Source organism: Sphingobacterium sp. UBA7038, from assembly GCF_002494055.1.
Classification (GTDB): Bacteria; Bacteroidota; Bacteroidia; order Sphingobacteriales; family Sphingobacteriaceae; genus Sphingobacterium; species Sphingobacterium multivorum.
The window spans coordinates 325,019-345,878 of the sequence record NZ_DLAV01000011.1 but is presented as its reverse complement, the minus strand read 5'-3'; the positions used below and the strand labels follow the sequence as shown (position 1 = coordinate 345,878).

Here is a 20,860-nt window from a genome sequence, read left to right as displayed (position 1 = left end):
ATTAAAAGAGAGTTTGAGTATCCTGAGATTTAATTTTTAAAAATTCAGGCGCGTTTAATTGATTTTTACGAAGCTTATACAATTTTTGAAATCGACTATTTTGATCATGATTAAGTATTGCTTCCGCAATTTCGTTGTTTAGGGATATACTCCCCCTAACGACAGTAGGAAGATTCCACAACGGGGCTAATATTTTATTAAGTTGAAATAGTCGTTCTTTTCGTCCAGTATTCCTGTCATATCGTCCTTCTTCATCTTCGATTAATACTGAATGCATCTTCAGCAAGTCAAGGCATTTTAACGCTTTTCCAGATAATTCATCAGCCTTGACGTAGAAACATGAAACTGTTGTCTCAACTGGCTTGTCACAAAATCTTTCCTGTATAAAATAGTCAGTTAAATTCTTCAAAGAACTGTACATTTCTTTACCTTGTTCGCCAACTACTTCTATATCTTCATAAAACCACTTTGCAGTATCATAAACCGCTAGGTATTGAGCATCTAAACTTATTCTTCCACCGTCTTCAAGTGGTCTTTCACCACGAATTCTGGAATTTTCGATTGCTTTTTTTAATATTAAAATAAAATGTCTTACGTTGCCTTGTGAAAGCTCTATAAACTTATCAATACCCGAATATTCTGTGTTTTTAATATTATTTTCCTTTGCAAGTTGTGCTATGAAATCCTTTTTTCTTTTATCTTTTATTTCATCGAAAGCGCTCTCCTTATTCCTTCTAAATTTTATGAACTCTTTATTGATCTCTTGCAAATACTTCTTTATACTGTCTCCTGGCTTTGCCTTATTCCAAAGCTTATAGAAATAAAATAACTTATACTTTTGATACAGTGGATTATCTTCTGTACTTTCCGTAATTGAATTCACTATATCTTCAATTTGTTTCGGATTACGTATCTCTAGAGCATAATTAGATTTAATAGCAGAATTTAATTTCTTTCTAAATTCACGAAGATGTTCATATTCCTTCTTTGTATTTTTTTCTTTGATTTCGTTTAAAATCTTATTTTCATCATACTTTTCAAATTTTTCATGAAATTTTCTACTAATTTCAATTGTTGGCTCTTCTAACTTCCTGTTTTTATAATATTTGACTAACCTATCTGTACAAAGCTTTTCTGCGAAGTCTTTGTATAAGTCTTCATTATTTCTTATTAACGTATCTAAGTTCACATCCTGAAATTCCGATCCAGACTTCATTTCTTGTCCTGATTTCGTTTCTCTTGTTGTAAAACCATATTTTCTAGCTCCAATCCAAAAGGTGACAGGATTTTTTTTATCCCATACCAATGTGTTGATAAAGCGTTTTTGCCATTCGAAGAGCTTTTCATATTCATCAAAAATATAGATGAATTTTACTCCCTCGAACGAACCATGATTTTCACTGATAATTTTAGGAATTCCAAACAAGAGATCACCTGGGGAGAATAAAATACTCACCTCTTCATAATCAAGTTTCCTTGTAAAAGCAGCATTCAATACCTGAAAATCAATTTTCCGTCTAAGGACGCTAATAAAGTCAACTAGACTGTCAAAATTATGACAAGAAGATAGCTCTTCCGTATTGCTGAATATTGAAATAATCTTGTTAACAAGTGTTTTTTCGACCTTGCTAGTTAAGCCTAATTCAGACATAACGTCTTTGATGCATGTAAGTAAATTATCGCAGATATACAATTCAAAATAGTATTCAAAAATTGAACACCATTGATTGTCATCTATACCTTTACCATTAAATCGACTAGAATTTAAACCATGAAACACTGAGTAAAGACCTAAATATTTTTCGGAATTGAGTAGTGAATGAATATCAACATTTCTTATTTTTTGCAATGGATAAGAAAAATAGCGAAGAATATGGGTTTTTCCACAACCCTTTCCTCCAATTATATACTTTGGTAAAAATTCGCTTGGATTTAGAATGGAATTTATGGATATATTATCCTTTGTGTTAAAATTAACCCAATATTCGTTAATCTCAACATCTGAAAATTCTGTTGCCTTAGTTACGCTAAAAGGATTATCAAGTTCTCCAATCATTTCTAATAGATTTTATAGTACCTTTTGAATATTGGTTTCCAGTTATTTGCATCACTCCAAAATATAGGTAAAGAATTATCTGGCGTATTGTGAAATAAGCTAAAAAGTAGTTGGCAATCGCCATAGCCTAAAGACGGATTAAAAAGTGGAACTCCATACTTTTCAGCTGTTGCTTTAGAAAAAGCTTTTTCAATGTCGTTATCTACATTGGTCTTAAAGTATCTGGAATCTGCTGAAAAAGCTTTAAAGGAATTATCTAAAGTAAATACTGCATCAACATTATCGAAAGCTTTAACTTTTCTTACTTCAGCAAGACCATTGGCTGTGGCGAATAGCATCAGATATTTAATTTCAATATCCGGATTCTCAAATTTAATATTTTCGGCTATGGGTTTTAAATAAGATGTAGCTTGCTGACCACTACCACAAAAATCATCGATGAAAATATATCGTTTAACATCCTTAATTTTAATTTCGCTCTTTAGATAAGATCTTTTATTTCCGTCCTTATCTAAATCTTCCACCTTAAATGTTTCAAAAATATCACTTGTATTTATGAAGTGTTTTTTTGATAGCTTACATTCCTGCCTAAAATAATATAAAAGATGAACACCGCTTTCTGATGGATTTCCAACACCAAGAAATTTTGTTACAGCGAGTTCCTTTTGAAATTCCGCACTCAGAAATGAGCAATCAGTTGAGTCAGCATTTGCTTTCCTTATAGCAGATATAATCGGGTATTTATATAAATCTCTATACAGCGCTGTAAGGAGTTCTCTTAATTCTACATTACCAAAATACATAAATTTGGATAGTAAATAAAGCATATTTAACTGCTCTTTCTCAGAAAGAACTGCATTTGAACCAGAAAAATTATTCAACCAATCTATGTGAATATTATCTTTAAATTTATCCTGCCAGATAGTTTGATAATAAGCATGAACTTTTTCTAGTAATCGATCTTTTATAGGCAGCGTATTAATTTTCATCCGCTGGCTTTTTAAATATTAGTACCCATTCTCTTGAAATTATATCGGCTGTTTTATTTCGCTTGGTCATTAAGCCATAAGATTTTATATCATCAATTAACTTTAAGACAAGCTTTAAGCCCTTACTTTGAATAAATTCTGATAAATATTCTTGTGTATTAAATTCATAATTACAGACCTTGTTATTGCCAACAATTAAAATAAAATATCCATTCGGTTTTAATACTCTGATACTTTCAATGATAGCACTTTGCATTTCGACGATATAATTTGAAATTATTTGAGCACGTGTTGGATTTATTAGTGAAACATCCGAGATAAGAGAATCACAAGACTGAATATTTGTTTTTTTAATCGCTCTTTCTAATTTTGAATAATTTTCTCGTCCAATGTTTAATTGATCATAATGTTTGAGCTCATTAGCATTTGCGAAACCTAACCAGCCTAAACTCAAACTAGAAGATCGAATATATTTCTGCGCTCCTGCATATGGTGGTGAGGTTATTATTAAATCTACAGAATGATCTACTAAGTTACTATCACTATCCAAAGAAACTGTGAGATTTCGTGCATCCTTAGAAATAATATTGGAAGTAACAGGTGTGACCCGCTCTTCATATATTTTTCCTAATTCCTGAAACCTATTAATGTTTTCCCTTGCAATAGCTTCAAATTTTGAAAATACATCAATATCTTCAAGCTCAGCTAGGCGTTTCTCAACCTTTTTAAAATTTGCAGTACCTTCTACATATCGTTTAGCATTCAAGCGTACAGGAACACTTACACGAGGATCAGCATAGCTTACTTTTTTTATCAGATTTGAAAAACAAACTAAAAAAAAGTCTTGGTAATCATTGTCCTCGATTGTGTGGATCTTATTTCTCAACAAAAGTAAAGCCTTTTTGTTTTGCGCATTAAACCAATAATCTATGTTTACTACATCAGGAAAGCTATTTTCAAATTGGCGATCGTCTTCTTTATCTATCAAACGAGATAAAATATTATATAATGTTTCAATACAGTAGTTAGCCGTTTTCACCTTCGCAATCAAACGCGCAAGTGGATTAGCATCAGCCCCAATTGCATTTCTTCCTGCCAACACAGATTCCAGTAATACGGTTCCAGTTCCACAAAAAGGATCTAAAATAGTATCCCCAGGCTTTGAGAAAATATTGTTTCTCAAGAAAAAATATGGTATATGCATCAACAACTTAGCTGGATAACTATGTATAAGATGTGTATACCTATCGGCCTTTTTGAATTCAGGAATTAGTGCTCTGAAACTTACTTCTATAGGTGTTTCAGTTAGTGCGTATTCATTTAATAAACCATCTATAATTAAATTCGCCTCCGCATTATTTTTTTTTAACTCTTTAACAACTGAAATCATACTGCAATTGGAGCTTTAATAGAAGGATATGGCTGATAGCCTTCGATTTTAAAATCTTCATATTTAAAGTTAAAAATATCCCGCACATCAGGATTTATTAACATTTTTGGATATGGCATTGGTTTTCTGCTTAATTGAAGTTCAACCTGATCCATGTGATTCATGTAAATATGTGTATCACCTAAGGTGTGAATGAATTCACCAGCTTCTAATCCGCAAACTTGAGCCACCATCATAGTAAGAAGTGCATAGGATGCGATATTAAAAGGAACTCCTAAAAACATATCTGCACTTCTTTGATACATCTGACAAGATAATTTACCTTCAGCTACATAAAATTGAAACATGAGATGACAAGGTGGTAAAGCCATTTGGTCTACTTCTGCAACATTCCATGCACTTACTATTATTCGCCTTGAATCGGGATTATTTTTGATTGTATTAATTACTTTTGCAATCTGATCAATATGTCCTCCATCTGGGGTCGGCCAATTTCTCCACTGAGTCCCATAAACAGGTCCTAATTCGTTGTTTTCATCAGCCCATTCATCCCATATACTTATACCATTTTCTTTCAAATATGTAATATTTGAACTTCCTTTTAAAAACCAAAGAAGTTCATGTATAATTGATTTTAAATGTATTCTCTTAGTCGTTACCAAAGGGAAACCCGCACTTAAATCGAACCTCATCTGATAGCCGAATATACTAATAGTACCAGTACCAGTCCTGTCGGTCTTTTTTATCCCATTTTCTTGCACGTATTTTAAAAGAGTTTCGTATTGATTCATATGAATTGTGGTCTAGAACATCAAACAATTATATTAGCTTTTATAATTAATAAAGTTCTAACAAATATGCGAAAATTCTTTTGATATGTCCATAACTACTCTATTATAACCTAATATAATTTGTTTTATAATATTATTAAAGTAAATCGATATGTTTTATAGTAACATTTGCACCTAATTTAGCAAAGAGATGAGCCATTCGGGAAATCAAATTCATAAAAGCTTTAGTTATTGTAATTTTATTGAGTAGTTTTTATTTATCAAAATTTGGTGTTGTTACACTACTGTTACAAATTTGTGGTGAAAATAATAAATATAAATTCATTAACTCAAGTAATATCTCTAAAAAAAATAGTAATATCATGTCTTAGCCGATACTGCCAAATCTAAGGTTAATGTTATTAGTCCATGTAGAATGGATAACTCAGACAACAGTTGACATTGCTATTAGTTCTTCGTCTTAGTGGTGTTGCAAATAAATACAAAACATGTAAAAAATACCAATGAAAATCCAATCCAAGGAGTTTTCATGCTAAGAGCAGTGAAAAGCCCAATTGTTGATAGTATACAAATGATAAAGAATAACAGAATTGTTTTCATAATATAAGATTAGGAATTATTTAAAAAGTATACTGGAACGAATAATTTCGTTCCAGTATACATTATGCAGCTTGTTTATTTTTATTCTTCTTTTTTGTAGATTTCTTCGGCTTATCTTTCTTAAACTCGATTTTTCTTAGAATTCTGATTACTTTTTTTTGAACATCATCAACAATTTTCCAGTCTTTTTCGATATAAATGTCAGTTACTCTATTTCCTTCATCGACGTGATTAAGAGCTAGTGAGACGTCATCTTTGTTTAAGCGACATCTATTTCTAGCAGTACTCGCAAAAGTATGTCTCGCCCAATATAGGGTAAGATTTTTAATTCCGGTTAGGTTACGTAGGTGGAGCATTCCCTTTGATAATGCATAATTAAGATAATTCGGACTTCTATATCGGTTTCGTAGTTTTTCGATATATTTTTCGAGAAGTGGCCTAGCTTCATCAATTATTCTAATGCTAATAAATGCATTATCTTTTCTTAAATCCTTTGTTTTCTTTCGATTATAATCTATTCTACCATTTCTGATATCTGATCTTTTTAAATAGTATAGATCTACAGCATTGATGCCACATAGATAGAATGATAGCATATAAAGTTCTTTGGCTAACTCAGCTCGACTGTTGGGTACTGTAGGCCAATCCCTTAATTTTAAAACATCATCTATTTCATTGTTTCTGTTTTTTGTTAGAGGGGGAGAACCTACCTTATATTTTGAAAAAGGATAATGTTTGATTCGATAGATGCCTAAATCTTCGTTATTGTATTTTCTCCTGGCCTCATTAAAGAGTGTTCTTAGATCTCTCATGTGGTTGTGAAGCCCACTGTCCGATAAACCTTTCTCTGTGGTTATTACCGAATTACCAAGTTGATTAATTCTAGTCATAGTTCTATCCGACTTCAGAAATCGTTCATACAAAAACAGCATGTTTGAATTTATTTCCTTTATGGATACAGTATGTCTTTTAAAATAATCAACAAGGCTATTGCAGATGGCTGTATGGTTCTTGGCTGTTCCGTTTCTTCCATCAGCTTTTAATCGTTCGATATGTTCCCTGCAAAATGATATGAATTCTACATCCTCATCCATATCTTTCAGGTAATCTTTTAAAGCTTCCGCTGTGAAATATTCAAGTCTCCCATCAAGTTCGCTAATTGCTTTACGGTACTCCTTGAGTTGGTCATTTAACTTGTCAAGAACAAAGGTGTCCTTGATCTTTTTTTCTTTGGTGAGTTGCTTCTGAACAACATAGTGGTTAGTATCCAAAAACTTTCTTTCCCCCTTGTGATAGACACAGATTTTTACATTGTAGGTGCCATCGGATTTCTTGTGGTGTTCATAAACTTTTGCGCTTACGGTTGCCATAATTTTTTTCTTTAGCACGTAAAAATTCCCGTTACATATTTGTTACATTTTTACGTGAAGTTCAACAAAAAACTATGCAAAACTGGCCAAATAGGGAAGGTATCCCATGGCCATTCCATCAATAAAGATTAATGGAAAGAAACGAAAAAAGCGGCTTTTTCGCATAGAAAAGCCGCTTTTTTGCTTTGTGCTCCCACCTGGGCTCGAACCAGGGACCAAAAGATTATGAGTCTTCTACTCTAACCGACTGAGCTATAGGAGCAGGTCTTTTGTTTTGTCAATTTAAACAGCTGTTGTGCCGTTTTGACGATGCAATTATCGATATTTGTATTGATATTTCAAAATAATTCGATGGAAAAAATTAAAAATATTGTTCTTGATTATGGGAATGTGATCTTTATGATCGACTTTGTAAAATTGAAAGATGCTTTTACTCAGTTAGGTATAGAAAATGTTGATGCCGTATTTGGACATCATGGTCAAAGTGCACTTTTTGATAATTTTGATAAAGGAAAAATTGATTCGACGCAATTTCGTGAAGGGATAAGAGAATTAACCCAAAACCCAGCACTGACGGACGCACAGATTGATACGGCCTGGAACAGTTTACTGATCGGTGTACCACAGGGAAATCATGAGATTTTAGTCCAGTTGAAAGATCGATACCGTACCTTTTTGTTAAGTAACAACAATGCAATTCATTATGCCTATTGTATGAATGATATTCATGAGAAATATGGTGTTGCCGACAATGAAGGTTTTTTTGAAAAGACCTATTACTCTCATTTGGTAGGGATGCGCAAACCTGATGCGGAGATTTTTGAATTGGTTATGCAAGAGCAACAATTGGATCCGGCGGAGACTTTATTTATTGATGACAGCCCTCAACATCTAGCGACAGCAAAACAATTGGGTTGGCATACGGCATTGTGTACGAAGGAGAAACCGCTAAGAATTTTGTTGGAAGAATTCGAATTGCTATAAAAAATAATTTTGTTTTCCTTTTTAAAAATAAATAGCTTACCTTTGTCCCACTTTAAATTTAAAAGCGGCGAAAGGAGGTATATATAACGCATGATTATCGTAAATGTAAAAGAAGGAGAATCTTTAGATAGAGCATTGAAACGTTTCAAAAAGAAATTCGAAAAAACTGGAGTTTTAAGAGAGTTGCGTTCACGTCAAGCTTACGAAAAGAGATCTGTAACTCGTCGCATTCAAGTGAAAAAAGCGATTTACAAACAATCTTTGAATCAAGATGTAGCTAACTAATTGATTCGCTGAGAATTTTAAAATATAAAGGGAAAAGCAATGCTTTTCCCTTTTTTTTGTGCTTTTAAGTTTGTAATTTAAGCTATATAGCAAGGGAAAATATGTTGGAAAAGGAGTTTATTCGGTTTTTGCAGATTGAAAAAAGGTATTCAGAACATACGGTTATTGCCTATAAGCATGAGTTGGAGATGTTCCAGTCTTTTTTGGATCGTGAGGGACTGACTGTGCAGGATATCGTATACCGTGATTTACGTCATTATTTCGCGCAAATGGTAGAGTCCGGAAAAAATGCAAGTTCAGTCAACCGGAGTATGTCCTCCATGCGAACTTATTTTAAATTTTTGCAAAGAGAAGAGTGTATTGCGAAAAATCCCATGACGCTTATTAAAGCGTTAAAAACTGCTAAAAAATTACCGGTTGTTGTTGAAAAGGAAAAGCTGGTCCGTTTGTTGGATCAGATGGGGCAGGAGCAGGATGGGTTTGAATCCTGCCGCGATTATATGGTTATGGAATTGTTGTTCGGTACCGGGATTCGGTTGGCAGAATTGTTGAAAATTAAGGAGCAGGATATAGATTTTTTTAATAAAAATATTCTTATATTAGGTAAAAGGAACAAAGAACGCTTGGTTCCGATCAATAATCTTTTATTGAAAGAATTGAAAAACTATTTGCAACAAAAGGCGACGCAATTTGTTGATACTAATAACAGCTTACTAATCGTTACGAAAGAAGGAAAGCCAGCATATGCCAAGCTGATCTATGCTATTGTACATCGGCAATTGACGCTGATTTCTACTCAAGGTAAGAGAAGTCCTCATATTTTGAGACATACTTTCGCCACGGCCCTGTTGGACAACGGGGCGGATTTAAATGCAATTAAAGAGCTGCTGGGGCATGCAGGGCTTGCGGCAACACAAGTGTATACGCATAACTCAGCAGAACGATTGAAGTCAATTTATAAACAAGCTCATCCAAAAGCTTAAAAAAAGGAGGAAAAATGAACATTACTGTGCAATCCATTCGATTTACTGCTGATCAAAAGCTAATCGAGTTTATCAAAAAGAAAACAGGAAAATTGGAGCAGTTTTTGGATTCCATTATTGGTGGCGAATGCTACCTGCGATTGGAAAATGTCGATGATGAGGCAAATAAAATTTCAGAAATTAAATTAAATATCCCGGGAAGCCAGCTTTTTGCGAAAGGGCAAGCGAAGAGCTTTGAGGAGGCGACAGATATTGCTGTCGAATCCTTGCGTAGACAGATTAATAAACATAAAACAAAGACAAAAAATACAGTTATCAATGGACGTAATGAAGTTCTTACCCTAGAGGAAGAAGAAGAGGAAGAATACGATTAATAACTATTAAAATATAGATGTAAATGTAGGAGGTCAGTTATAGAAACTGGCCTCTTTTTTTGTACCGCTCTATTGTAATTGGTCCGTAAGAACCTAACGTGGATTTTCGGGGCTGTTGATCCATGTGAAATTAGGAAGGATTTATTTCCATTACTCGCTGAAAGGCTTATTTATATTAAATCAAAATAATCTTCTGTTTTACTTGGATTGATTATAAATAATATTTATTTTTGATCGATTTAAATGATAAGGGAAATAGAAATGTCAAAATTGGTTTGTCCGTTAGCACATGTTGAGGAAGTGTTTTCAACTATAGTAGGTACAGTTTATCAATGTAGCCGCAAAAATTGTTTCTGGTTGGAATATAATAATGAAACAACGTCTTTCTCGGTATCGGATTTTTTGAAATTTAAGAAACGTATCGATGGGATTGATGTTGAGCATATGCTTCATGATACAACACGCTCATCTGATTTTGAAATCATTATGCCTTTTCGTACAGAAAGATGTTTCATCTTAACTGTAGCGGATGTGCTCCAGTTGCGCGAATTATTAGATGGCGCTAAATTTATGATGGAATTGAATAGCGTTGTCAGAACTTGTTTGCAGGTTTCGCCATTTGCGGTTTTCGCTTAGGTAGTATATATAAACGAATTTAAAAAGCGGTGTACGTCTATGATGTACACCGCTTTTTGTTTTGTGGTGACCTTATTTAATTTTAATTTAAATAAGTCTCAATGGACTACCTTTTGTTTTTTGGTTGGCATTCCTGATTTTAAGTCCTTTCTGCCACTTATTGTTTTATTTGATGGCTTATTGAAAGTATCAATATTACGTATTTGTAATTGTATTGATTCTAAACAAGTTGTGGTTTGTTTGTCTAATTTAGACTGAATTTGTATTACATATTCTTGATACACATTTTGAATATCTGCTGTATCTTTGTGATGTAGTCAGGTGATCATGTGTTTCACTTGTTCATGTTTTAGAAATTAAACTTAAGGTAAATATGAAAGATTTATTGAAATTAAAATCTTCTTTGAAAGAAGAGATCGAAAATATATTGAATGCACAGATTAAAGTTGAAGCTCATTCTTCAGCATTATATTTGGCAATGTCTTCATGGTGTGATGATCAGGGTTTGGAAAATGCTTCCGAGTTTTTTGCGAAACAATCCAACGAAGAACGCGAGCACATGTTGAAGCTTTTCAATTATATTAACAACCGCGGTGGTCGTGCAATTTCTCCGGAAGTTACAGGTATTCCTCAAGATTTTGAATCATTCCGTGGTGTATTTGAGCAAACATTGGAACAAGAGATGTTTGTTACTGAACAATTCAATAATATTGCGGATAGATGTGCGAAGGAAAAAGACTACGTAACTTTTAACTTTGTTCAATGGTTCTTGGAAGAGCAAGTGGAGGAGGAGTTTGTTGCAAGACGTATTCTTGAATTATTCGATGTAATCGGTGAAGATGGTACTGGCCGTTGGGAAATTGATAAGCACCTCGTTAAGGTTACCTTTGCGGGTGAATAATAAATTGTAAAAAATAGTGTAAGAAACGAGCTGTTGAGAAAACAGCTCGTTTTTTTTATATACAAAATCACAACTTTTTACGTTAATAGCTTAAGAATTCTTATATTGAATTGTATTATTGCAAAGTCTATTTGATGGAACTAAAGGACGGGAATATTATCCGGTTAGTACTTTTTTTAGCTATAACGAACTTGTTTTTTTTACCCAAAACCACTTTAGGGCAGGTGTCAAAAAAAGAGGTTTATGGCATTGTTGTCGATACAGCTGGAAGGCCCCTAAATGGTGTAAGTGTTCACCTGACGAGTTCCCGCGATACCTTGTTCTCATCAACTTCCGCAACAGGTTATTTTCATTTTAATCGTGTACTGGGTAATGATATTCGTATTAGCTGTAGCCAGCTGGGCCTTAGTATCTTGGAACGTAGTTATCCCTTGTACAATAGCACGACAGCTAAATTGGATGTTGGAAAATTGACCATGTTTCCCCATGTATCCCTTTTAAAAGAAGTTGTTGTACTAAAATATAAACCCATTGTCTATAAGCAGGATACTGTTCAATTTAATCTGGATGCTTTTCAATTTGATCGTCGGGCACTCTTAGAAGAGGCTCTTAAGGCATTACCCAATATTCAGGTCTCGCGGGATGGTTCTGTCTACGCCTTCGGTAAGCCCATATCCTCTGTTAAGGTGGATGGTAAAAAATTCTTTGGTGGCGATGTGCTCACCGCCACACGCAATCTTCCTGCAGATTTTGTGAAAAGCGTTCAAGTTATTGATTTTTATGGTGACGAGGCGACGGCAAAAGGAATTAAAAGTGCTGAATCCGAAAAAGTTCTGAATATTGTGCTCAAAGATGATAAGAAGAAAATTACTTTTGGTCAAGCTACGCTTGGCGGTGGTTCGGTAGATCGTTACTTGGGGAGTGCTGGACTGAATCGTTTCAATGACGGTAAAGAGTACTCTGTTATTGCCTCGGTCAATAATACCAATACCAACCTTTTTTCTTTCGGTTCTCCCAATGGCGGGGAACGGGAGCGGGAAATGGGTGAGCTAGCGGATTTTGCGGACCCGACAGACGGCGTCAATAAAATCGGCTCTGTAGGTGGTAGTTTCTCTAGTCCGCTTTCTAAAACGGTAACAGCAAGCGGAAAATATAGCTTTACGCAACGTAATAATTATATCCAGGGAAATTCCTTATTACAATCGATATATGGGTATGGCAAAGCCGCGAATAATCTGATTAGTAATTTTGAAGATTACAAAATAAAATCAATCGATCGTATCCATAAAATGGACTGGGATTTTGATATGAAGCTGTCGCCCAAAGATCAGCTTAAAATATCGCCCAAACTATCTTGGACCAATTCGACCAGCAATACGTTAAAAGATAGAAGGATCCAAAATAATCGGTTAAGTAGTACGGGGAACTACGGCGCGGCCAATAGTACAGAAAGCCCTGCTGCGGCTTTAGATCTTTTTTACGTGCGAAGTTTTACTAAACCGGGGCGGAAAGTACTTTATACTTTGCATACGGATTTTAATTCCTTGGATAAAGATGAGGAAGTGCGCGATTTTAATAGAGCGATCGACAGCAGCTTGAACGTGCCAAAAATAACGGAAACTTACCTGAATCAAATGGTCCGTTCCAGCAATGAGAATAAAAATATCCAAAGTCGCTTGTCGTTGGTGGAGCCCGTTGATTTAGGTGGTACCTTGGAGATCAATTACGATTTCGATTATACCAAAATTGATGCCCGTCGCTCTACTTTTGACAATAACAATAATTTTAACAACGGGCCCATACTGGTGGATTCACTTAGTTTGAAGTACGACTATTCTTTCGCAAGCAATAAAGTCGGCATGATTTACCGCCAAGACTTAAGCGAAAAAGTAAAGGTAAACTTCGGTTTTGCAGTTCAGCCGTCCGAATTAACGGGAAGTTCAACAGATAAACTGATAAAAACCTCCTATTCAAATGTTAATCTCGTGCCCTCTGCTGGATTGAAATGGAAGTTTACCAAAGAAGAGGATCTTTCTATGGACTATTATGGACGTAATAACCAGCCTAGTTTCTATCAGATACAGCCGGTGGTGGACAATACCAACACACAGAATATTGTGATCGGAAATAAGGATTTGAAATCTGAATTTGCACATAGTATTGTTTCAAAGTATCGCAAATCCATCACGCGGAGGGGACAATATCTGGAAGCCAGTCTTGCTTTTAACTTAGTAAATGATAAGATTGTAGCCAACCGGACAATTGAACCTAATTCAACGATACAGAAAACGACTTATCGCAATACAGAAGGCTACTATGATATTAAGAGCTATTATTTGTTTACAGCTTCTTTATTGTCGGATAATTTGCAGATGAGCTTAAATGGCAATGCAGATTATTACAACAATATTTCGTACGTCAATGATAAAAAGAGCTTTGGTGGACACTTTTTGTTTACACAAGCCCTTCAATTCCGCTATACCTGGAGTGATATTTTTGAAGCGGAATTAAATGGCAACTATTCGTTGAACAGGGCCACATTTGACTGGCCTGTACAAGATAATATCACGGCGCATTCCGGAATCGTTGGTTTGGGATCTAAAGCTTATTTGGGCAAACATTTTACCATGGGACTTGAACTTTCTCAAAAATTTAATGCGGGTTATTCGAGCTCATGGAACAATATTAATCCAACGATAATCAACGCCTATATGGAATATACTTTTGGAAGGAATAACTTGGGTATGTTGAGATTTCAGGGATTCGATCTAATGAATCAGAATACTGGAATTTCACGTGCCGTGGTGGGAAATGATATTTTAGACGTTCGAAACAATCGTTTGGCTCGTTATTTTATGCTTTCGCTCAATATAAGATTACAGAAATATCCCAAAAAATCATGATGAAAGCTGTCATTATTACTGAACCGGGTGGACCCGAAGTTTTGGAAGTCCGCGATGTGGAGATGCCGCAGATCGGTGAACTGGAAGTTTTAGTAGAAGCAAAGGCTGCAGGTGTAAATAGACCTGATGTTTTTCAGCGTAAAGGGAACTATCCGGCACCTGCCGGGGTGGATGCGCGGATACCTGGATTAGAAATAGCAGGGGTTATTGTCGCAAAGGGAACCGGGGTCGCTGACTGGAACATTGGTGATCGTGTATGTGCACTCGTAGCGGGTGGAGGTTATGCAAACTATGCTAAGGTCTATCAGGGACATTGTTTGCCTATTCCCGATCATTTAGATTTCGCGGAAGCAGCCTCGCTGCCTGAGACCGTATTTACAGTATGGGACAATGTCTTTCGAAGAGGGAATTTGCAGACCGGCGATCATTTTTTGGTACACGGTGGTGCTGGTGGGATTGGCAGTACGGCAATTCAGTTAGCGGCCTTGTTTGGTGCAGCAGTATATACGACAGTCAGCTCATCTGAAAAGGCTAGCTTTTGTAAATCATTGGGAGCAACCAAAACAATAAATTATAAAACGGAGGATTTTCTGGAGGCGCTGAAGCCTTTGGGGGTTGATGTTATTTTAGACAGTATTGGTGGTTCATATTTTGAGAAAAATATCAACCTTTTGAACCCCGATGGTCGTTTAGTATATATTAATGCGATGGAAAGCGTAATAGTCGAGTTAAACTTGCTCAAATTAATGCAGAAACGGATTGTTTTAACGGGAAGTACATTACGGGCGAGAGACCGTGAATTTAAGCAAGTGCTACGGGATGATATCTGGTCTCAGGTATGGCCGAAACTTAGCGCTGGCGATTTCAAACCGACCTTATACCGGGTGCTTCCTTTTGCCGAGGCTGCTGAAGCCCATCGATTGATGGAAGATTCAAGCTTATTGGGTAAAATCGTCTTAAGTTTTTGATCGCTGAAAGCTGAGCGGCGTGGTGCCGGTTACATTTTTGAAGTATTTATGGAAGCTTGAAAAGTTTTGAAAACCTGATTCAAAGCAGATCTGCTTCACCGTCTGTTTGTTTTCTATTAATAAATTGCAAGCGGTTTTCACGCGCATTTCGATCAGAAATTGAAAGAGCGTTTTTCCGATCTGTGATTTGAAATAACGGCAGAAGGAATTTGGGGTCATTCCCGTGAGAGAGGCAAGTTCTTGCAGGCGTATCTGGTCGCGATAATTTTCACCGATATATTGCATGGCAATCTGCATACGGTTGGCATCCTGATCTTGCAGCTGGATGGTAAAAGTGGGGCTCGTTAACAGATCATGTTGTTCTTCGGCCGAAATATACTGTAATATTTCTAATAAATGAATAATACGTGGGGTACCTGTTGCTGCCAAGATAGCGTCAATTAATTGCGCAGTTTTTAGTCGGCTGCACTCCAATAATGAAATGCCTCTTTTGGAGACGCGAATAAGGTCTTTGATGGATTTATTTTCAGGTAAATTAATAAAATCATTTCCCCAAAAGTTCTCTTTAAAATGAAGCACACGAATATCTGCGCTTTCTGCTTCTTCCTCTTGAAGATAAATTTCGTCAAATAACCAATAATGAGGTAGGTTTGAACCCACAAGGGTGATATCGCCCGATTCAAAGCGCCGGACACTATCGCCAATAAATTGGGTGCCTGAGCCTTTGGCGAAATAAATTAATTCCAGTTCTTCGTGGTAATGCCAAAGATTATGGTACTGAGGTGTATTGTCTCTACGCGCGTTGAACGAATGCTCAAGATTGCTGTTTAAATGAAGCAGCTGTGCTTTCATAATTATGAAATATATGCAGTAAAGTTACATAATTCAGTTTAGCTATGGTAATATAGCTTAATAATTTGATAATATACTTGAATATTGTCTAGCATTTTTAAGCTTATTTTACATTAAATAACTACTTATAACCATTTGAAAAATATGACGAATAAAAAGAGTTACGCATTTGCCTTGATTTTGGTGACATCCTTGTTCTTTTTCTGGGGATTTATTCATAACCTTGATCCGATCTTAATTCCGCATTTGAGGAATGCGTTTAGTTTATCCCATTTCCAGGCTTCCTTAGTCGATTCGGCTGTATTTATCGCTTATTTTGTGATGGCGATTCCTGCTGGAATTATCATGAAAAAATATGGCTATAAAGCGGGTATTTTGATCGGATTGATCTTTTTTGCCATTGGCTGTTTTCTTTTTGTACCTGCGGCCAATACGATAAGTTATGTTTTCTTTTTGGGGGCATTGTTCGTTGTAGCCTGTGGTCTTACCATTCTGGAAACCGCTGCAAATCCGTATGTAGCGATTTTGGGAGATCCAGCTTCTTCGGCGCAACGGCTTAATTTTGCGCAGTCCTTTAATGGACTAGCAGCCTTTGTTGCTCCGATTTTTGGTGGAAAATTTATTTTATCCCATGAACCCAAATCACAGGAAGAACTGGCGCAAATGGCTGAGCAGGCAAAGATGGCGTATATTCAGTCGGAAACAGCTGCTGTGAAATTGCCTTATGTAGTATTGGGAATATTGATTTTATTGATCGCTGCCTTGTTTTTCTTTACCAAATTACCTGATATCAAAGATGCCGAGGAAGAAGGTAGAGCTGGTTTTTTCCACGCGTTGCGTCATAAAAATGTGCGTTGGGCCGTGGTGGCTCAATTTTTCTATGTGGGAGCGCAAGTCTGTATTTTAAGCTTCCTGGTATTGTATGCAACAGAAGCTGCGGGCATATCGGGTAAGGATGGGGCCGATTATGCTGGGTTTGCGGGATTGGCTTTTATGTTGGGCCGGTTTATCGGTACATTTTTTATGCGTTTTGTATCAGCATCCCAGCTTCTGATCATCTATTCCGCTATAGCGATCGTTCTATCCCTATTTGTCATCTTCGGATCAGGTATTCAGACCTTGTATGCATTGATCGGTATTGCATTCTTTATGTCTATTATGTTTCCGACGATATTCGCGTTTGGTGTACAAGGTATCGGTGCCGATACCAAATCTGCTTCCAGTTTGATCGTCATGTCTATTGTTGGTGGTGCTTTGTTACCTCCAATTTTGGGCTTTATCTCGGATAAAACAGGACATTTCCAGTATGGCTATTTTGTGCCATTGGTTTGTTTTATTGTTGTCTTATTGTTTGCTTTCCAAAATAGAAATGTCAGTATTGCGGAAACCGAAAATCTTAAATCACATTAATTAGTTAGTAATGAAAAGATATGTCATGGCTTTAGATCTTGTGGACGATCCACAATTGATCAAGGAATATGAGGATTACCACCGTGAGGTTTGGCCGGAAATAAAACGTTCGATTCTGGATGCAGGTATTCTGCAGATGGAGATCTATCGTTTTGAAAATAGATTGTTTATGAACATGGAGGTGGGTGAAGACTTTTCATTTGAGAAAAAATCGGCTATGGATGCTGCCAATGAAAAAGTACAGGAATGGGAACAGCTGATGTGGAAATACCAGGCGGCCATTCCGGGGGCAAAGCCGGGAGAGAAATGGGTAATGATGACAAAAATATTTGAATTAGTATAATTATGGCTATACAGCGCTATTTACAGATCCATCCAATGGATAATGTCCTTGTTGCATTACAGGACTTGGCTGCGGGAACAACGATTGTTTTTGAAGGTAAGGAATTTACATTAAAGCAAGCTGTTGCTGCCAAACATAAATTCACCATCCAGCCAATGGAACAAGATACGGAGATATTGATGTATGGTGTTCTGGTAGGAAAATTGAATACTCCCCTAGCTGAAGGGGAACTCATTACCACTGAAAACTTGCGCCATGCGTCGGAAGATTTTAAAATGGGCAATCGCAAGACAGCCTGGACAAGACCTGATGTTTCTGCATTTAAAGATAAAACGTTCAATGGATTCCACCGTTCAAATGGGACTGTTGGAACGGCCAATTACTGGTTGGTTATTCCATTGGTTTTTTGCGAAAATAGAAATGTATTGACCCTGAAGGCTGCTTTTGAAGAAAAGTTGGGCTATAAAGTAAAAGCCAATAATTACGTGTCTGAGGTAGAAGATCTCATTAGCTTATATAAGTCTGGTGCTGATGTAAATGCGATTCTTAGTCAGGATCTACTTGCTAATTCGACTTCCAGTGAGCAGGAACGCCTGTTCAAAAATGTCGATGGAATCAAGTTTTTAAACCATGAAATGGGCTGCGGCGGAACCCGCATGGATTCGGATGCCTTATGTGGCCTTTTGGCTGGTTATATCACCCATCCGAATGTGGCGGGGGCAACGGTATTGAGTTTAGGATGTCAGCATGCGCAGGCTTCCATTCTGAAAGCTGAAATTGAAAAGCGAAGTCCAGGTTTTGATCGCCCACTGTATATTTTCGAACAACAGAAAGAAGGAACTGAAAAAGAGCTTATGCAAAAGGCGATTAAAGCAACTTTTGCAGGGATGATGCAAGCGGATAAAAATGAGCGCAAACCAGCCTCATTGGACAAATTGTGTATAGGTCTGGAATGTGGTGGTTCAGACGGATTTTCGGGCATCTCGGCCAATCCGGCGCTCGGATTTGTATCAGATATTTTGGTGACTTTAGGCGGATCGGTGATTCTGGCGGAGTTTCCTGAATTATGCGGCGTGGAACAGGAGTTGAGTGATCGTTGTATCGATGAGCCAACGGCGGAGCGTTTTATGTCGCTGATGCGTACTTACAATGCAAAAGCTGAAGCTGATGGTTCGGGATTCTATATGAATCCTTCTCCGGGCAATATTCGTGATGGTTTAATTACTGACGCAATTAAGTCTGCTGGGGCCGCCAAAAAAGGAGGAACATCACCTGTTGCAGCAGTGATTGATTATCCTGAATTGGCCAACGGTCCGGGGTTAAACTTATTATGTACGCCTGGTAACGATGTGGAAAGTACAACTGCAGAAGTGGCAGCAGGTGCCAATATCGTCTTGTTTACGACGGGCTTGGGTACACCTACAGGTAACCCGATTACACCGGTTGTGAAACTTTCCACAAATACCAAGACTTTTGAGAAAATGCCTGATATCCTGGATTTGAACTGTGGTACCATAATCGAAGGTACAGAGACTATTGAGGAAGCCGCACACCGTATTTTGGATTATGTAATAGAAGTTGCTTCTGGTGAAGTGAAACCGAAGGCGGTGTTGTTGGGGCAAGACGATTTCATACCATGGCGTAGAGGTGTTTCTTTGTAGTTGGGTATAATGAGTTTATTGAAAATCCATGACAACTAATCATTTACATATGAAACTTAAACATGTAATCTGTGGTTTAGCCTTGCTGATGGGATCAGTATCCGCGAGCTATAGCCAGCAACATTATCAACCGAGTCCCGAAAATCTGAAAAATAGGGAGTGGTTTGAACAATCTCGGTTTGGTGTTTTTATCCATTGGGGGGTATATAGTGTGCTGGGGGATGGTGAGTGGGTCATGAACAACCAGAATATCAGTTTGGATGAATATGCATTGCTGCCTAAATTTTTCAATCCAATTTCCTTTAATGCGAAAGAATGGGCGAAGTTATTTAAACAGGCAGGGGCAAAGTATATCACCTTTACGACCAGACATCATGATGGATTTTCGATGTGGAACAGCCAGGTTTCGGACTATAATGTGGTGAAGAAATCTCCCTTCAAACGCGATATTGTGAAAGAGTTGGTGGAAGCTTGCCGTGCCGAAGGGATAAAAGTGATGTTCTACTATTCGCTTTTAGACTGGCACCGGGATGATTATCTGCCTGTTGGTAAAACGGGTGGTGGCATTGCGGGGCGCGATTCAACGAAAGGGGATTGGAATCGTTATGTCCAGTTTATGAAAAGCCAATTAACGGAGCTGTTGAGCAACTACGGTGAGATCGATGGGATCTGGTTTGATGGTCATTGGGACAAGCCCAATGAAGATTGGCATTTCAAAGAAATCTATGAATTGATTCATACCTTACAGCCACAGTGCTTGGTGGGTAACAACCACCATCTGGCGCCATTTGAAGGGGAAGATTTTCAGATGTTCGAACGTGATTTACCCGGGGAGAATACTACTGGGTTCGGCACGAAAGCGCATGATGTTGGGAAACTACCGAAGGAAGTATGTGGAACAATTGCAGGATCTTGGGGATTTGAGCTGAAAGATCGGACACGAAAATCCTTTCAGGAAGTGCTGAAATACCTGGTCAAGGCAGCTAGTCATGGTTCCAATTTATTGCTCAATGTTGGCCCGATGCCAAACGGTGAGATTCAGGACTATCAACAGGAGCGCTTGAAAGAACTTGGAAAATGGCTATCGGTGTATGGTGAAACAATCTATGGAACAGCGGGTGGGGCGGTGTCACCAACAGACGATTATGCGTTGACAAAAAAAGGAAACCAAGTGTATCTACATGTGTTTAAAACGGATAAAAAGGAATTGTTGATTAATAACCTTCCTTATCAGGTGAAAAAAGTAAGCACATTTATCGGAAAGAAAGAGATTAAGTTTAGTTATAAGAACAATAGTCTACGCTTGGATTTGCCAACATCGACAGATGAAGCAGATTTGGTATTGACATTAACAATTAAATAAC

The 20,860-nt window shown here is 37.0% G+C and carries 18 protein-coding genes and 1 tRNA gene; 12 read left to right on the top strand and 7 right to left on the bottom strand.

Features of this window, described 5'->3' with window-relative positions; genetic code table 11:
• Position 1: 1 nt before the first annotated feature.
• From B3H30_RS05945 to B3H30_RS05920, 6 genes are all read right to left on the bottom strand, one after another.
• Entirely contained in the window at positions 2–2,056 is a 2,055-nt protein-coding gene (locus B3H30_RS05945) for a hypothetical protein (RefSeq protein ID WP_088162643.1), read from the bottom strand.
• Between the two features lie 2 nt (positions 2,057–2,058).
• On the bottom strand, positions 2,059–3,045 hold the full coding sequence (locus B3H30_RS05940; RefSeq protein ID WP_088162642.1) for a phosphoribosyltransferase-like protein: 987 nt from the start codon (positions 3,043–3,045) through the stop codon (positions 2,059–2,061).
• Positions 3,035–4,435: a DNA methyltransferase gene (locus B3H30_RS05935; RefSeq protein WP_088162641.1), complete on the bottom strand. Its 1,401-nt coding sequence runs from the start codon at positions 4,433–4,435 to the stop codon at positions 3,035–3,037. Before B3H30_RS05935 ends, B3H30_RS05940 begins: the two co-directional genes overlap by 11 nt.
• Entirely contained in the window at positions 4,432–5,226 is a 795-nt protein-coding gene (locus B3H30_RS05930) for a thymidylate synthase (RefSeq protein ID WP_088162640.1), read from the bottom strand. Before B3H30_RS05930 ends, B3H30_RS05935 begins: the two co-directional genes overlap by 4 nt.
• Before the next feature lie 662 nt (positions 5,227–5,888).
• Positions 5,889–7,196, bottom strand: coding sequence for a site-specific integrase (locus B3H30_RS05925; RefSeq protein ID WP_198385976.1), 1,308 nt, complete (start codon positions 7,194–7,196; stop codon positions 5,889–5,891).
• A 188-nt stretch (positions 7,197–7,384) separates the two neighbouring features.
• Positions 7,385–7,458: transfer RNA gene (locus B3H30_RS05920), tRNA-Ile, on the bottom strand.
• Positions 7,459–7,547: 89 nt separating this feature from the next.
• Here B3H30_RS05920 and B3H30_RS05915 point away from each other — a divergent pair.
• The 8 genes from B3H30_RS05915 to B3H30_RS05880 all read left to right on the top strand — a co-directional run bounded on the left by B3H30_RS05915 (position 7,548) and on the right by B3H30_RS05880 (position 15,230).
• A complete protein-coding gene (locus B3H30_RS05915; RefSeq protein WP_175441966.1) occupies positions 7,548–8,180 on the top strand; it encodes an HAD family hydrolase in 633 nt (210 codons plus the stop codon).
• Positions 8,181–8,270: 90 nt separating this feature from the next.
• Positions 8,271–8,465, top strand: coding sequence for a 30S ribosomal protein S21 (rpsU, locus tag B3H30_RS05910; RefSeq protein WP_046672133.1), 195 nt, complete (start codon positions 8,271–8,273; stop codon positions 8,463–8,465).
• Between the two features lie 101 nt (positions 8,466–8,566).
• A complete protein-coding gene (locus tag B3H30_RS05905) occupies positions 8,567–9,448 on the top strand; it encodes a tyrosine-type recombinase/integrase (protein WP_070563761.1) in 882 nt (293 codons plus the stop codon).
• A gap of 14 nt (positions 9,449–9,462) precedes the next feature.
• On the top strand, positions 9,463–9,822 hold the full coding sequence (hpf, locus tag B3H30_RS05900) for a ribosome hibernation-promoting factor, HPF/YfiA family (protein WP_070563758.1): 360 nt from the start codon (positions 9,463–9,465) through the stop codon (positions 9,820–9,822).
• A 243-nt stretch (positions 9,823–10,065) separates the two neighbouring features.
• The gene (locus tag B3H30_RS05895; RefSeq protein WP_236560268.1) at positions 10,066–10,458 is read left to right on the top strand and encodes a DUF6686 family protein; all 393 of its coding nucleotides are present in this window, start codon (positions 10,066–10,068) and stop codon (positions 10,456–10,458) included.
• A gap of 373 nt (positions 10,459–10,831) precedes the next feature.
• A complete protein-coding gene (locus B3H30_RS05890; protein WP_070563752.1) occupies positions 10,832–11,359 on the top strand; it encodes a ferritin in 528 nt (175 codons plus the stop codon).
• 134 nt (positions 11,360–11,493) lie between these two features.
• Positions 11,494–14,262, top strand: a complete 2,769-nt coding sequence (locus B3H30_RS05885) for a TonB-dependent receptor (RefSeq protein ID WP_204990815.1) — start codon at positions 11,494–11,496, stop codon at positions 14,260–14,262.
• Positions 14,259–15,230, top strand: coding sequence for an NAD(P)H-quinone oxidoreductase (locus tag B3H30_RS05880; RefSeq protein WP_313372512.1), 972 nt, complete (start codon positions 14,259–14,261; stop codon positions 15,228–15,230). The genes B3H30_RS05885 and B3H30_RS05880 overlap by 4 nt, the downstream gene beginning before the upstream one ends.
• On the opposite strand, the gene B3H30_RS05875 is transcribed toward B3H30_RS05880, so the two are convergent.
• Positions 15,219–16,082, bottom strand: coding sequence for an AraC family transcriptional regulator (locus tag B3H30_RS05875; protein ID WP_070563746.1), 864 nt, complete (start codon positions 16,080–16,082; stop codon positions 15,219–15,221). The genes B3H30_RS05880 and B3H30_RS05875 overlap by 12 nt on opposite strands.
• Positions 16,083–16,226: 144 nt before the next feature.
• On the opposite strand from B3H30_RS05875, the gene fucP reads away from it, so the two are divergent.
• Genes fucP through B3H30_RS05855 form a run of 4 tightly spaced genes read left to right on the top strand, consistent with a single transcriptional unit; the run spans position 16,227 to position 20,859 of the window.
• Entirely contained in the window at positions 16,227–17,492 is a 1,266-nt protein-coding gene (gene fucP, locus B3H30_RS05870; protein ID WP_070563743.1) for an L-fucose:H+ symporter permease, read from the top strand.
• A gap of 10 nt (positions 17,493–17,502) precedes the next feature.
• On the top strand, positions 17,503–17,835 hold the full coding sequence (locus tag B3H30_RS05865) for an L-rhamnose mutarotase (RefSeq protein WP_046672141.1): 333 nt from the start codon (positions 17,503–17,505) through the stop codon (positions 17,833–17,835).
• Between the two features lie 2 nt (positions 17,836–17,837).
• Positions 17,838–19,496, top strand: coding sequence for a UxaA family hydrolase (locus B3H30_RS05860; protein WP_070563740.1), 1,659 nt, complete (start codon positions 17,838–17,840; stop codon positions 19,494–19,496).
• A gap of 49 nt (positions 19,497–19,545) precedes the next feature.
• Positions 19,546–20,859, top strand: a complete 1,314-nt coding sequence (locus B3H30_RS05855; protein WP_286710414.1) for an alpha-L-fucosidase — start codon at positions 19,546–19,548, stop codon at positions 20,857–20,859.
• Position 20,860: the final 1 nt, after the last annotated feature.

What these genes read in the sequence shown, in the direction of transcription:
- B3H30_RS05945 (WP_088162643.1), bottom strand. Translation starts at nt 2,056, where the DNA reads ATGATTGGAGAACTTGATAATCCTTTTAGCGTAACTAAGGCAACAGAA.
- B3H30_RS05940 (WP_088162642.1), bottom strand. Translation starts at nt 3,045, where the DNA reads ATGAAAATTAATACGCTGCCTATAAAAGATCGATTACTAGAAAAAGTT.
- B3H30_RS05935 (WP_088162641.1), bottom strand. Translation starts at nt 4,435, where the DNA reads ATGATTTCAGTTGTTAAAGAGTTAAAAAAAAATAATGCGGAGGCGAAT.
- B3H30_RS05930 (WP_088162640.1), bottom strand. Translation starts at nt 5,226, where the DNA reads ATGAATCAATACGAAACTCTTTTAAAATACGTGCAAGAAAATGGGATA.
- B3H30_RS05925 (WP_198385976.1), bottom strand. Translation starts at nt 7,196, where the DNA reads ATGGCAACCGTAAGCGCAAAAGTTTATGAACACCACAAGAAATCCGAT.
- B3H30_RS05915 (WP_175441966.1), top strand. Translation starts at nt 7,548, where the DNA reads ATGGAAAAAATTAAAAATATTGTTCTTGATTATGGGAATGTGATCTTT.
- rpsU (WP_046672133.1), top strand. Translation starts at nt 8,271, where the DNA reads ATGATTATCGTAAATGTAAAAGAAGGAGAATCTTTAGATAGAGCATTG.
- B3H30_RS05905 (WP_070563761.1), top strand. Translation starts at nt 8,567, where the DNA reads ATGTTGGAAAAGGAGTTTATTCGGTTTTTGCAGATTGAAAAAAGGTAT.
- hpf (WP_070563758.1), top strand. Translation starts at nt 9,463, where the DNA reads ATGAACATTACTGTGCAATCCATTCGATTTACTGCTGATCAAAAGCTA.
- B3H30_RS05895 (WP_236560268.1), top strand. Translation starts at nt 10,066, where the DNA reads ATGATAAGGGAAATAGAAATGTCAAAATTGGTTTGTCCGTTAGCACAT.
- B3H30_RS05890 (WP_070563752.1), top strand. Translation starts at nt 10,832, where the DNA reads ATGAAAGATTTATTGAAATTAAAATCTTCTTTGAAAGAAGAGATCGAA.
- B3H30_RS05885 (WP_204990815.1), top strand. Translation starts at nt 11,494, where the DNA reads ATGGAACTAAAGGACGGGAATATTATCCGGTTAGTACTTTTTTTAGCT.
- B3H30_RS05880 (WP_313372512.1), top strand. Translation starts at nt 14,259, where the DNA reads ATGATGAAAGCTGTCATTATTACTGAACCGGGTGGACCCGAAGTTTTG.
- B3H30_RS05875 (WP_070563746.1), bottom strand. Translation starts at nt 16,082, where the DNA reads ATGAAAGCACAGCTGCTTCATTTAAACAGCAATCTTGAGCATTCGTTC.
- fucP (WP_070563743.1), top strand. Translation starts at nt 16,227, where the DNA reads ATGACGAATAAAAAGAGTTACGCATTTGCCTTGATTTTGGTGACATCC.
- B3H30_RS05865 (WP_046672141.1), top strand. Translation starts at nt 17,503, where the DNA reads ATGAAAAGATATGTCATGGCTTTAGATCTTGTGGACGATCCACAATTG.
- B3H30_RS05860 (WP_070563740.1), top strand. Translation starts at nt 17,838, where the DNA reads ATGGCTATACAGCGCTATTTACAGATCCATCCAATGGATAATGTCCTT.
- B3H30_RS05855 (WP_286710414.1), top strand. Translation starts at nt 19,546, where the DNA reads ATGAAACTTAAACATGTAATCTGTGGTTTAGCCTTGCTGATGGGATCA.